At 68.4% G+C, this 12,281-nt stretch carries 14 protein-coding genes and 1 riboswitch; of the genes, 7 read left to right on the top strand and 7 right to left on the bottom strand.

Annotated elements, in window-relative coordinates:
- Positions 1-44 precede the first annotated feature (44 nt).
- A complete protein-coding gene (locus tag B047_RS0115345) occupies positions 45-1,061 on the top strand; it encodes an aldo/keto reductase (protein WP_018467858.1) in 1,017 nt (338 codons plus the stop codon).
- A gap of 12 nt (positions 1,062-1,073) precedes the next feature.
- Here the strand turns inward: B047_RS0115345 and B047_RS0115340 are convergent, their stop codons facing one another.
- Entirely contained in the window at positions 1,074-1,520 is a 447-nt protein-coding gene (locus tag B047_RS0115340) for a hypothetical protein (RefSeq protein WP_018467857.1), read from the bottom strand.
- A 13-nt stretch (positions 1,521-1,533) separates the two neighbouring features.
- Positions 1,534-2,505: a quinone oxidoreductase family protein gene (locus B047_RS0115335; RefSeq protein ID WP_018467856.1), complete on the bottom strand. Its 972-nt coding sequence runs from the start codon at positions 2,503-2,505 to the stop codon at positions 1,534-1,536.
- A gap of 55 nt (positions 2,506-2,560) precedes the next feature.
- On the opposite strand from B047_RS0115335, the gene trmH reads away from it, so the two are divergent.
- Complete coding sequence (trmH, locus tag B047_RS0115330) at positions 2,561-3,178, top strand: tRNA (guanosine(18)-2'-O)-methyltransferase TrmH (protein ID WP_026234958.1); 618 nt, start codon at positions 2,561-2,563, stop codon at positions 3,176-3,178.
- A 57-nt stretch (positions 3,179-3,235) separates the two neighbouring features.
- Positions 3,236-4,267 carry a dual-specificity RNA methyltransferase RlmN gene (gene rlmN, locus B047_RS0115325; protein WP_018467854.1) on the top strand — a complete coding sequence of 344 codons (1,032 nt, stop codon included), beginning with the start codon at positions 3,236-3,238 and terminating at the stop codon, positions 4,265-4,267.
- A 13-nt stretch (positions 4,268-4,280) separates the two neighbouring features.
- Here the strand turns inward: rlmN and B047_RS0115320 are convergent, their stop codons facing one another.
- Complete coding sequence (locus B047_RS0115320; protein ID WP_018467853.1) at positions 4,281-5,081, bottom strand: MBL fold metallo-hydrolase; 801 nt, start codon at positions 5,079-5,081, stop codon at positions 4,281-4,283.
- A 112-nt stretch (positions 5,082-5,193) separates the two neighbouring features.
- Between B047_RS0115320 and B047_RS0115315 the strand changes: the two genes are divergently transcribed.
- The 4 genes from B047_RS0115315 (at position 5,194) to B047_RS0115300 (ending at position 8,625) form a co-directional block, all read left to right on the top strand.
- Entirely contained in the window at positions 5,194-5,649 is a 456-nt protein-coding gene (locus tag B047_RS0115315) for an FKBP-type peptidyl-prolyl cis-trans isomerase (RefSeq protein WP_018467852.1), read from the top strand.
- Complete coding sequence (rapZ, locus tag B047_RS0115310; RefSeq protein WP_018467851.1) at positions 5,646-6,470, top strand: RNase adapter RapZ; 825 nt, start codon at positions 5,646-5,648, stop codon at positions 6,468-6,470. Before B047_RS0115315 ends, rapZ begins: the two co-directional genes overlap by 4 nt.
- Before the next feature lie 104 nt (positions 6,471-6,574).
- The gene (locus B047_RS0115305) at positions 6,575-7,855 is read left to right on the top strand and encodes a gluconeogenesis factor YvcK family protein (protein ID WP_084785025.1); all 1,281 of its coding nucleotides are present in this window, start codon (positions 6,575-6,577) and stop codon (positions 7,853-7,855) included.
- Positions 7,852-8,625 carry a glucodextranase DOMON-like domain-containing protein gene (locus B047_RS0115300; protein ID WP_018467849.1) on the top strand — a complete coding sequence of 258 codons (774 nt, stop codon included), beginning with the start codon at positions 7,852-7,854 and terminating at the stop codon, positions 8,623-8,625. Before B047_RS0115305 ends, B047_RS0115300 begins: the two co-directional genes overlap by 4 nt.
- Before the next feature lie 17 nt (positions 8,626-8,642).
- On the opposite strand, the gene B047_RS0115295 is transcribed toward B047_RS0115300, so the two are convergent.
- The 4 genes from B047_RS0115295 to B047_RS0115280 form a co-directional block, all read right to left on the bottom strand.
- A complete protein-coding gene (locus tag B047_RS0115295) occupies positions 8,643-8,981 on the bottom strand; it encodes a DUF3208 domain-containing protein (RefSeq protein ID WP_018467848.1) in 339 nt (112 codons plus the stop codon).
- 11 nt (positions 8,982-8,992) lie between these two features.
- Positions 8,993-10,093 carry an alanine racemase gene (gene alr / locus B047_RS0115290; RefSeq protein ID WP_018467847.1) on the bottom strand — a complete coding sequence of 367 codons (1,101 nt, stop codon included), beginning with the start codon at positions 10,091-10,093 and terminating at the stop codon, positions 8,993-8,995.
- Positions 10,094-10,145: 52 nt separating this feature from the next.
- Complete coding sequence (locus tag B047_RS0115285; protein ID WP_018467846.1) at positions 10,146-10,916, bottom strand: metallophosphoesterase family protein; 771 nt, start codon at positions 10,914-10,916, stop codon at positions 10,146-10,148.
- Positions 10,917-11,045: 129 nt separating this feature from the next.
- Positions 11,046-11,129, bottom strand: a riboswitch (cyclic di-GMP riboswitch).
- 79 nt (positions 11,130-11,208) lie between these two features.
- Positions 11,209-11,916 (bottom strand): PIG-L deacetylase family protein, encoded by a 708-nt coding sequence (locus tag B047_RS0115280; RefSeq protein ID WP_018467845.1) that lies wholly within the window; start codon positions 11,914-11,916, stop codon positions 11,209-11,211.
- Between the last annotated feature and the right edge of the window lie 365 nt (positions 11,917-12,281).

The following is a 12,281-nucleotide window of genomic DNA, read 5'->3' as shown; positions in this document are numbered from 1 at the left end:
ATCTCATCCTGCTCCCCTTCCTCCCTGGCGGTACAATCCCGCCCATGAGCTACCGCAGACTCGGCAAGAGCGGCCTTTTCGTCCACCCCATCGCCCTGGGCACCATGCAATTCGGCTGGAGCGCCGATGAGGAGACCTCCTATGCCGTGATGGACGCCTTCGTGGAGGCGGGGGGCAACCTCATCGACACCGCCGACATCTACTCCAACTGGACGCCCAATAACCCCGGCGGGGTCTCGGAGGAGATCATCGGGCGCTGGTTGAAGAGTCGGGGCAACCGCGACCGGGTGCTCATCGCCACCAAGGTGCGCGGGCCCATGGGCCAAAACGGCTCCGAGGGGCGCAACCATCCCCTTCAGCGCGAGGGCTTGTCGCGCAAGTGGATCTTACGGGCTGCCGAGGACTCGCTGCGCCGCCTGCAAACCGACTACATCGACCTCTACCAGGTGCACTGGGTAGATAATCAGGTGCCCATCGAGGAAACCCTCTCCGCCCTCACCGACCTGGTGCGCCGGGGCTGGGTACGCTACATCGGTTGCTCGAACTTCTCGGCCTGGCGCTTGATGCAGGCGCTGTGGGCCTCGGATAAGCACGGCTATGAGGCCTTCGTCTCGCTCCAACCGGAATACTCGCTGGTGCAGCCCACCCGCGCCAACTTCGAGCGCGAGATCGCTAGGGTGTGCGAGGTCTACGGCCTGGGCGTGATCCCCTACAGCCCGCTGGCCGGCGGCTTCCTCACCGGCAAGTACCGGCGTGGAGAGGAGTTGCCCCAAAGCGTGCGGGCTCAGGGCATCGCCAGCAACCGCATGAACGAGCAGAACTGGGCCATCCTGGACAAGGTGCTCGAGGTCGCCGCGGGCCGGGGTGTCCACCCCGCCCAGGTGGCCTTGGCCTGGCTGCTTTCCAAGCCCTACGTAACCGCGCCCATCGTCGGAGCCAACAGCGTGGCCCAGCTCGGCGACCTCATGCCCGCCGCTGGCTTGCAACTCAGTCGTGACGAGGTGGCCGCCCTCGACGAGGTCTCGAGCTGGCCGCTCTCCCGCACCGAACGGGAGGTTTGAGCGGGTGAAGGCTCAGCAGTCCACGGCGATTTGAATGGGGTCGAGCTCGAGCTCCACCACGTCGCCATACCCCAGCCCCTCCAGCCGCGGGGCCAGCACCTCGAGCACGTCCGGTGGCTGGAAATGCTTAGGCTTGGTCTCGGGGTGAGGGTAGTAGACCAGCCCGGTGTGGGGCCGCCCCCTCCAGAAGATGCGGCAGTCGAAGAAGGAGAAGTCTTCTGGCGGCTCGGCCTCAGCCCACCGCACGTCGCGAAAGGTGTGCCTGGCCCGCATCACCCGGTAGCGGCAGGGCGCGATGGAGAGGTTGAGCGTGCCGGGGTAGAAAGGGCTGAGGTCCAGGCCGCGCTCGAGAAAAAAGGGCTTCTGCATGGCGATGGTCCCGCCCGGAAAGCGCGGGTTGCCCGAGCGGCCCGAAGCGACGCCGTGCCCTGGCAGTACGGTGGCTCGAACCCGGATCATGTCACCTCCAACCTCACGGGTAGAGCAGAACCTTGCCCACGCTCTGGCGGCTCTCCACCAGGGCGTGGGCTTCGCTGGCCTTTTCCAAAGGGAAGCGCGCGCCGATCTCCAGCCGCACCTCCCCCCGCCGCAAGTGCCCCAGCACGGCCTCGACGCTGGGCCTGAGCAATTGGGGCCTCGAGCGCCGGTAGTGCCCGCTGCTGTAGCCGATCACCGCCTTGGTCTGCCGGTGCAAAGGGCGTGTCTCGAAGCTGCCGGCCTGCCCGCCCGCGTGCCCGTAGACCACCAGGCGGCCAAAGGGGGCCAAGCAACGCATCCCCTCCTCGAACACCGGACCCGAGACCGAGTCGAGGATCAGCTCGGCCCCCATGCCCTGGGTCAGCTCGAGCACCTTCTGGGCGAAGCCCTCGTAGCCCACCAGCACCGCATCAGCCCCTAGCCGCCGCGCCACCTCGACCTTGGCCTCGCTCCCCACCACCCCGATCACCTGCCCTGCCCCCAAGGAGCGGGCCAGTTGCACCGCCGTGCTGCCCACCCCTCCCGCCGCCGCCTGCACCAGCACGCTCTCGCCCGCCTGCAGCCGACCGGCCCAGGTGAGCACGTTGTACGCCGTGACCAGCACGGTGAGGCCCGCGACGGCTTCGTCGGGCAGGTCGTCGGGGAGGGGGTAGGTCAGGGCGGCCTGGGCCAGGACCTCCTCGGCGTAGGAGCCGCCCACCGGGAAGGCCATCACCCGCTGGCCCACCCTCAGCCCCTCCACCCCCTCCCCCACCGCGTCGATGACCCCCACGCAGTCCAGGCCCGGCGTAAAGGGGGGCTTGGGGCCCGCGTCGTACCCACCGCGCCGGGCCTGCACGTCGGCGTAGTTGACCCCCGTCAGCCGCACCCGGATGCGCACCTGCCCCGCTCCCGGTTGGGGTCGGGGCAGCTCGATGCAGCGAAGCCGCTCGGGCCCGCCGTGTTCTTCGAGCACGATGGCTTTCATATGGGGAGTATACGCGGCCAGAAGCAGGTGGGGCGGTGTTCTACAATGAATGCTCGTGACGCCCGAACGCGAACACAAGCTGCGCACGGTGCTCGAGCGCCGTCAGCCCGACCTCACCGTGCTGATGGAGCAGGTCAACAAGCCCCACAACCTCTCGGCCATCCTGCGCACCTGCGACGCGGTGGGGGTGCTCGAGGTCCACGCCATCCCACCCCAGAAGGGGTTGCCGGCGCTCGAGGAAGCCGAGGTCGGCAAGATCAGAACCTACAACGACACCTCCGGCTCCGCCGCCAAGTGGGTGGGGCTGCGGGTTCACCCCGACGTCCCCTCGGCCTTCGCCCACCTCAGGGGCCAGGGCTTCAGGATCTACGCCACCCGCCTCTCGGAGCAGGCCACCGACTACCGCGCCGTGGACTACACCCAGCCCACCTGCATCCTGCTGGGGGCCGAGAAGTGGGGCGTCAGCGAGGAGGCCGCCGCCCTGGCCGACGGGCACATCGTCATCCCCATGCTGGGGATGGTGCAGAGCCTCAACGTCTCGGTGGCCGCCGCGGTGATCCTCTTTGAAGCCCAGCGCCAGCGTCTGGAGGCCGGCTTCTACGAGCACCCCCGGCTGAGCCCGCAGCAGTACCAAGCGGTCTGGGAGGCCTGGAGCGACCCCCGGCGGCGCTAGGACGCATCCTGCTGCCCGCCACCTTCCGGCCCGCCGGGCTGGCTATACTCAGAGGTCGTGAGCACCCCCGCCGACCCCCGCACTCCGGTCCTGGGCCTCGAGCCCGCCGCCCTCCCCGCCGAGGGTTTCCGCCGCGCCCAGATCGCGGGCTGGCTCTACAAGCAGGGCGTGCGGGACTGGGAGGGTATGAGCAACCTACCCAAGGCCCTGCGCACCGAGCTGGCCGAGCGCTATCGGGTGTCGGAGTTCGCCGAGGTCAGGGCCTTCGCGAGCAAAGACGGCTCGGTGAAGTACCTCTACACGCTGTGGGACGGCAAGAAGACCGAGGCCGTCTACATGCCTTATGTGGGCCGCCGCACCATCTGCGTCTCGAGCATGGTCGGCTGCCCGGCGGGCTGCACCTTCTGCGCCACGGGCAAGATGGGCTTCGGACGCAACCTCACCGCCGCAGAGATCCTCGACCAGATCCTCTTCGCCGCGCACCACCAAGGGCACTCCCCGCGCGAGATCCGCAACGTGGTGCTCATGGGTATGGGCGAGCCTTTGCTCAACCTCGAGCACGTCTTCACCGCCGTGCGCCGGATGCTCGACCCCGAGGGCCTGGCGATGAGCCCGCGCCGCATCACCCTCTCGACGGTGGGCATCCCGCGCGGCATCTACCGCCTGGCCGAGGAAGACCTGGGCGTGCGGTTGGCCCTCTCCCTCCACGCCCCCGACGACGAGACCCGCAGGCTCATCATCCCCACCGCCCACCGCTACAGCCTCGAGGAGATCATGATGGCGGTGCGGCACTACTACGCGAGGGTCAAGCGCCGGGTGACCTTCGAGTACACCATGCTCAAGGGCCTCAACGACCACCCCTGGCAGGCCAGGGCCCTGGCCAAGCACCTCGAGGGCCTCTCGGCCCACCTCAACCTCATCCCCTGGAACCCCTGGGAGGGCGCACCCCACCAGGGCACCTCCAAGGAGCAGATCCTCAAGTTCGCGGCAATCCTCGAGGGCCTGGGCGTGCCGACTTCGATCCGCTGGAGCCGGGGACGCGACGTGGGGGCGGCCTGCGGGCAGCTCGCGCTGAAGCAGCCGGCGTGAGGGTGGCGGGCGTTCAGACCTCCAGCCGCGTGGGCACTCCTGGCTCGAGCCACAGCGTCTTGGCCTCGAGGCTGGCTCCCCGGAGCGCCTGTTCGACCTCGCTGCGGCCCTCGGAGAAGTGCGACCAGCCTTCGTGGTGGATGGGGATGAGGGTGCGGGGCTCGAGGCGCTCGGCGAGCTTGAGGGCTTCGCGGGCGTCGAGGGTGTAGCGGATGGGGCCGGTAAGGCGGAAGCGGGCGGCTCCGACGTGGAGCAAGGCCACGCTCACCTTGAAGCGCCGGGCGACCTGGGCCAGCCCGGCGAACCACACCGTGTCGCCGGAGATGTAGAGCCCGCCGTGCCGCTGGCCGGGCCACTCGAGGAAAAACCCGGTCACCTCGCCCACCACGGGCAAGGCGATGCGCGGGCCGTGCTGGGCCGGGGTAGCCGTGATGCGGATTTCGCCCACCTGGACCGACTGCCAGGGGGCCAGCCCGCTCGCGTTGCCGCCGAGCCGTTTAGCACCCGAAACCGTGGTCAGGACGCGCCCGGCCTGAGGCAAGAAGGCCCGCCCAGCGGTGTCGAGGTTGTCGAAGTGCTGGTCGTGGGAGAGCAGCACAGCGTGGATGGGCGGCAGGTTCTCGGGCGCGATGGCCGGGCCAGTGAGCTTGCGCGAGCGCAGCCTTAGGCGGTGGGCCGCCTCGCCCCGGATGGGGCCTTGCTCGAGCGCGTACACCCCACCGGGCGGGTCGAGCACGGGGTCGGTGAGGAAGCGCCAGCCGCCCACCTCCAGCAGCACCGTGGCGGCTCCAACGTAGGTCAGCGTCGCTTCCACGCTGCTCGAGCCTAACCCCGGTTCGGGTTCAAGACAACCGTGGGCGTTCAGCGCCGCTTGGCTTTGGAAAAGCTGAACGGCCTCATCTTGAGTCGATACAATACTCGGCGGTATGAAACCAACCTTCGCCGCCACGCTGCTGCTAGCCGGGAGCCTGCTGCTCGCCGGCTGCCAAGCCGATAAAACCGCCGCTATCTGCAAGAACAAGCCCGCGGCCCTCAAAACCACCAACCAGGCCGTCACCGATCTCAAGATCGAGGACGTGAGGGTGGGCAAGGGCGCCGAGGCTCTGCCGGGCAAGACCGTCAAGGTGCACTACATCGGGCGCCTGGTCGACGGCAAGGAGTTCGACAGCTCCTGCCAGGAGGGCCGTGAGGCCTTCGAGTTCACCCTGGGCCAGGGCCAGGTCATCCCCGGCTGGGACAGCGGCGTGCTGGGCATGAAGGTGGGGGGTTATCGGCGGCTGATCATCCCGGCGCGGCTGGCCTACGGCGAGCGCTCCCCCAGCCCCGACATCCCCGCCAACTCGGCCCTGATCTTCGACGTGGAGCTGATGGAGGTGAAGTGAGGTTCGTCGTCATCACCGGGCTCTCCGGCGCGGGCAAGACCAGCGCCCACTTCGCGCTGGAGGACCTGGGGTACTTCTCCGTGGACAACCTGCCGCCCGCACTGTGGCCCTCGCTGCTGGAGACCTTGCAGAAGGGAGGCATCGGCAAGGCGGCGGTGGTGGTGGACATCCGCACCCGCAAGTTCCTGGACGACCTCGAGCCCACCCTAGCCCAGCTCAGACCCTTTCTGGTCTTTCTCGAGGCCCGCCCCGACGTGCTGCTCAAGCGCTACAACCTCTCGCGCCGATTACACCCCCTGGGCACCGGCAACCTACTGAGCGAGATCGAGGCCGAGAAGAACGCCTTGGCCCCCTTGCGCGACCGGGCCGACCTGGTCATCGACACCTCCGACAAGTCGGCGCGAGAGCTCAAGGAGGTGCTGGAGAAAGCCCTGGGCGAGGAGGAGGGCTTCGTGTTGCGGCTGCTGTCCTTCGGCTTCAAGTGGGGACCGCCGCAAGACGCCGACCTGGTGCTCGACGTGCGCAGCCTACCCAACCCCTACTACGATCCCCAGCTCAAGCCCCTCCCGGGCACCGAGCCCGCGGTAGCCCGCTACGTCTTCAGCCGCAGGGAAGACGAGCCCTTTTACCGTGCCCTCATGACCACGGCGGGCCTGGCCGCCGAAGGGGCCCGCGAGAATGGCCGGGCGGCCTACACGGTGGCCGTCGGCTGCACCGGGGGACGCCACCGCAGCGTGGCGGTGGTCGAACGACTGGCCCAGGACATGAGCGGAAGGTTTAGAGTAGAGGTCGAGCATCGCGATGTGGGCAAAGCTGAATAGCCCCCTCCCTGGCCGACCCCCTTCCCTTGGCGAGGTGGGCCGTGCGGGATAGGGCCGTGCGCATCGGCCTGCGCTGGCAGAGCTGGCGCTGGCTGCTGCCGGGAATGCGGGTCAAGCGCTACCTGCTGGTGGCACTGCTGGGCGGGCTGTTGGGGCTGCTGGGCATCCTCCAGCTCTCCTGGGAGGGTCCGCTGGTCTCGAGGTTCTACGAGCTAGTCCACTGGGCCCGCCCCTTCGACGCCCCGGCTTGGGTTGCCGGCTCGGTGTGGCTGGGGTTGGGCATCTTGTTGCTGGCCGAGGGCATCCGCTGGATGAACCGCAGCATGCTCTCCGCCCTCACCGACCCCGACACCGTGCCCCAGCAGGTCTACATCCGGCGCAAGCTCGAGGCGGGCCCCCGCATCGTGGCGCTGGGTGGGGGCACCGGGCTGTCGCGGGTGCTGCGCGGGCTCAAGGAGGAAACCGCCAACCTCACCGCCATCGTGGCCGTCACCGACGACGGTGGCTCGACGGGGCGGCTGCGCGACAGCTTCGGCATCCCGGCGGTAGGCGACCTCGTCGACTGCCTGGCCGCCCTCTCCGACGCTCCGGGATTGCCCAACCTCATGGCCTATCGCTTCGAGCGGGGGGGCGAGCTGGCGGGCCACACCTTCGGCAACTTGATGCTGGTCTCGCTGCACGAGCTCGAGGGCAACTTCGCCGAAGCCCTGCGCAACGCCAACCAGATCCTGCGCCTGAGGGGGGCGGTCTGGCCCGCTACCGCCATGCCCGCCAAGCTATGCGCCCTGCGCGAGGACGGCAGCGTCAGCGAGGGCGAGACCCGGCTGCGCGAGGGCAGGGGTCGCATCCAGCGGGTGTGGCTCGAGGCCCTGCACCGCGAGCGGGCGCTGCCCGGTGGGCAAAGCAGCGCGGCAACGCCCGGGCCTCCCGATCTGGAGGCCATGCCCGAGGCCCTGGAGGCCATCCGCCGGGCCGAGCTGATCGTGCTGGGGCCGGGCAGCCTCTACTCCAGCGTGATCCCCAGCTTCCTGCCCCCCCAGCTCAAGGAGGCCATCCTCCGAGCTCCCGGCAGGCTGTGCTACATCCTCAACGTGATGAGCGAGAAGGGCGAGACCGATCAGCTCTCGGCCCTCGAGCACTACCGCGCCATCGCAGCCCACCTGGGCCGCGCCCCCGAGATCGTCGTGGCCCACAGCCACCCCATCGGCCACCAACGCCTGGCCCGCTACGAGGCCGAGGGGCAGCACCCGGTCGCGCTGGACCTGGAGGGCCTCGAGGCCGAAGGGGTGCGCGTGCTCAGGGGCGACTTCCTGGAGGATGGCCCCTACGCCCAGCACGACCCGGCTAAACTGGTACGGGCCCTGATGAGCCTGAGGACTGCATGATTCCCCTGCTGCTTACCGACCGCATTGGCGACGACCACGGCCTGGGCTACGGCTATCCCCAGGCCGGGCTCTACAGCGAGGTGGGCTTCGCCGACCTCACCGGCTTTCAGGCCATAGAGCGCGGCGGGCGACTGGTGCTGCGGGTGCGCCTGGCCCGCTACGCCAATCCCCTGCAAGCCCCCCAGGGCTTTTCCCTGGCGGTGGTGGGCATCTACCTCGACACCGCCCCCGGCGGCGCGGAGGAGCTGCCCGGAGCGGGCTTCAAAACCCCGGCGGGGCAGGGCTGGGAGCAGGCCGTCTTGCTCACGGGCTGGGGCGCCGAGCAGCGCGACCCCACTGGCGGCTCACAGGCCCTCGAGCTGCAGCGGAGCGGGGACTGGCTCGAGGTCTGGCCCAAGGTCCCCCCCGGCAACTACGGCTATTACGTGACGGTGGGCCTATACGATCCCTTCACCCCCTGGCACTTTCGCCCCACCCGCCCCGGCGGAGGCGCCTGGACGATCAACGCTCCCCTCGACGCCCCCGCCGCCGTGGACGTGCTGGCCAACGACCAGGCCGCCGCCTATCAGAGCGGCGTGCTGCCCCCTGTGCGCATCGGCACCGACCGCAGCCTGTGGGCCTGGATCGCCGCCGGAGCGGGCCTGCTCACTTTTATCCTGGCCTTCCTCATCCCCCGCAGGGGTCCCGGTGCCCCCAAGTTGCCGCGCCGGGCTCGAGGAGGGGAGAAAGCCGGGAAGGGCGAGGGCATCGACATCGATTTTGAGAGCTGATCGCGCTTTGCGTCCGACTATAGCTCCCGCAAATCCTCCAGCAGCAACCACCCCACCCCTCGCGGCGTGGCCTGGAGGTAAGGTTCGAGCTCCTCGCTGACGGGCTGGGTGAGGGCTTTGAGCTCGTGAGGGGCCCTCTCGCTGCGCACCAGCAGGGTCAGCTGATAAAAGCTCTGCCCCGCGGTGGGCGTTCCGTCTTCGAAAAAGGCGAATGGGGGGCGCACGGGGTCGATCAGCACGTAGACCGGGCCCTCCTCGAGCCCCACCCCCAGTTGCTGGGGCAGGGCTTGCTTGGGGTCGAACTCGAGCTCCCTGGGGTGCCAGAGATAGCCCTGGAAGAGCTTGATTCCCCGCATCGTCCCCATACTCAACCCTCCGTCCGGGCCACTTCCACCCCGCCGCGCAGATAGACCCTGGGCAGTCGGGCCGCCAGCCGCACCGCCGGCTCGTAGCTCACGGTTCCGCTGAGCTCGGCCCAGCCGCACAGGCTCGAGCTGGGGTCGAAGTCGGGCGTGACCACCTCGAACACGGTGTCCAGGCTGACTTGCCGGGGAATTCGCACCGTGATCTGGTCCATCGAGATTCGGCCCACCACCGGATAGTTCTGCCCCTGCAAGCGCACCGTGGCTCGGTTGTAGAGCAAACGCGGCATCCCATCGGCGTAACCCACCGGCAAGGTGGCGATCCATTCGTGGCCCTGGGTGGTGTAGAGCCCCCCATAGCCGATGGGTCTGCCGGGGGGCAGGCACTTGACCAGGGTGGGCCGGGCCAGCAACCGGGCGATGGGTCTGAGGCCCACCCCGGGCCACAGGCCGTAGAGCGAGATCCCGGGTCGAACCGCGTCGTAGGCGGCCTCGGGGTAGTTGAAGATGCCGGCGGTGTTGCAGAGATGGTAGACGTAGCCCGGCCCCCAAACCCTCCGCACCACCGCAAAATGGGCGATCTGACTGCGGGTCCAGGCCTCGTCGGCCTCGGCGTCGGCGAAGTGCGAGTAGTGCCCGCTGATCTCGAGCCCCTCCAAGCCCTCCAGCGCCAGCCGGACCCGAGCGGCCTCCTCCCAGGCGAAGCCCACCCGGCCCATCCCGGTGTCCCACTTGAGGTGCACCTGCGCCCGCAGGCCCAGGGCACGGGCGGCCCGATCGAGGGCGAAGGCCGCCTCGAGGCTGGAGAGCGAGGGGATGAGGCCCACTTCCAGGACCTCCGCCGCTTGAGAGGGGTGCAGGCCGCCCAGCAGCAGCACCGGGGCCGCGATCCCGGCCTGGCGCAAGCGCCGTCCCTCCCCCACCGTCGCGACGGCCAGCCCCCACACGCCTAACCGAACCAGCTCCCGCCCGATCTCCACACTTCCATGGCCGTAGGCATCGGCCTTGACCACCCCAATCAGACGAACCCCGCCAGCTCGTTCGCGCAGCAGGGCGACGTTGTGGGCCAGCGCATCCAGGTCGACCTCGAGCCAAGCAGGGCGCATACCGGCATATTGTAAGTCGAGCGCCGAAGGCAAGAGGCAAGCCGCCGTTTTGCTATTCAACCCTCGTACGGACGGACGGCACCCACTCGATGGTCGCGTTGGAAACGCTGTTACCCGAGGGATTAAAGCTGCCATAGCGGACGGCCTCGATCAGGGGTGGGGGAAAGCCGAGGAGCGCCATGTCCTGAGCCACCCACTCGGTGTCGTAGGGCAGCTTCTCGAACCGAAGGCTCATCCCCTGAGGGGTGTCCACGAGCACCGCCGCGTCAGCCCCGGGTGCTCCCCCCAGGCTCAGCCCCACCGAACCGGGGTCGATGAGCAGACGCTCACCCAGCCGGCGCTCAAAGGGCAGGTGGTTTCCCGAAGCCACCACGCAGGCAGCCTCGAAGCGCTCGAACAGCGGAAGCAGATCGGCGGCGGGCAGCCCGGGGTCGATCTTGACCTCGGGGTCTTCGGGGGTGCCGTGAAAGGCCACGAGCTGGCCCCTGGACAGCGGGATGCGGTGGTGGTAGGGCAGGCTTTTTAAAAAGCCGAGTTCGGGTTCCTCGAGCCGCTGGATGGTCCAGCGCAGGGTCATGTCGGAGATGCTGTTGCGGGGAGCACCCGAGAGCAGCTGGAAGGCCACCCGCAGGTCGGTGCCACCCCCGATGCACTGCACGCCGAAGCGCTGGAGCATGCGGATGACCAGCTTGGGGTGGGGGCCGTAGCCCACGATATCCCCGACCGCGATGATGTGGTCGAGTTGCTGCTTGGACAGCCAGCTCAGCGCCGCGGCCAGAGCGGGCAGGTTGGCGTGAATGTCCGAGAGGATTCCGATGCGCATGGAAAGCCTCGCTCAAGGCCGGGCCAGCAGATGGGGGGGACCCAAAAGAACACGATCGGCCAGGCTGGACGCCTCACCGACCCTAAAACCCCTAAAGCTCGCTACCAACAGCTACGGCGGCAGTGTTCACCTTGGCTCGGTCGGTTGCGCCACTGGCTCAACCTGCCCCAGGCGCCCAGGTGCAGGACAGGTCTCATCGCCCCCGAGAGCGGAAAGGCGAGCCTTTCCACCCTCTGGAGCTTAGCCGGAAGGGGGCTTGGAGGCTGTGATTAATGCCCGAGCTTCCCCTGAGCTACAGCAGCTCGCTTTGCAGCTCCCCCTGGTAGCCCACCAGGTGAAAGGTCTCCTTGGCCAGCCGTTCAGCCGAGCGCTCCATGAACCCCAGTACCGAGAGGGCTTGGGTGCGGTGTTGGGCCATCGCCCGCAGCTTCTGGGCCAGGACGTGAAGGGGGATGATCCGCTGATGGGTGGGGGGCAGATAGCCTTCCTCGTGACCTGGATACGGGGTGGGCGGCGCATAGTAGAACAGTTTGAGCGGTTTGCCATACTGCGCCGCCGCCGCGCCCACCCAGCGGCTGGTAGCGACGTGGTCCACGTGCCCGTTGATGCCGTTGGGGGGAAAGGTGATGATCGCGCGGGGTCTGAGGTTTTCAAAGCGCTGCACCAGTAAATCCACGATCTCCGGGTGGTCGGCTACCCCCCGGTTGGCTTCAAACCCCGCCCCCCTGGCCTCGCCTTCCACGGCTGCTGCGGGGCGGGCATTGGGGAAGTCGTACAGCTCGAAGTGCCCAATCTTGAGCACCTCGACCGCCCTGCGCAGTTCCTCGGCGCGAAGGGCACCCAGGTCCTGCGGATCACACAGCCCCAGTGTTCGACCCGCCTCACCCCTGGTCAGGGTGATCAGGCCGGTCTCGAGGCCCCGCTCGGCGTACTCGATAAGGGTGCCGCCCGCACCGAAAACTTCGTCATCGGGATGGGGAACGACCACCAGCAAATCCATAGGGCCTCATCCTACCGCGCCAGCTCGCTTTGGTGCGGCGCGTTGCGCATGGCCCAGTCCCTTGCCGCTTGCCTCTCTGAGGCACGCTGGGCTGCGTGAAACGTTCGGATAGATCGCCGACAGAATCCAACGAATTAATACCATACGAGCCCATCGCGCTGGGTCATTTGTCACAACCCATCCCGGAGGTGCCTGGGTCAATTTCTAGGCTGTTGATTTATAGGCGCGCAGGCTATACAACCCTGCGCCATGCGTCCCTTCGCCGTCGTATGGATCGTCTCGCTGCAACCCCCGCGCCATCGTCATCGACCCGGAATCGACAACGGAAAACCCGCGCCGACGGCTCCCATGCGGTGGGTGATCGG

Source organism: Calidithermus timidus DSM 17022, assembly GCF_000373205.1.
In the GTDB taxonomy this organism is placed as follows: domain Bacteria; phylum Deinococcota; class Deinococci; order Deinococcales; family Thermaceae; genus Calidithermus; species Calidithermus timidus.
This window is presented reverse-complemented; position numbering and strand designations above follow the sequence as displayed.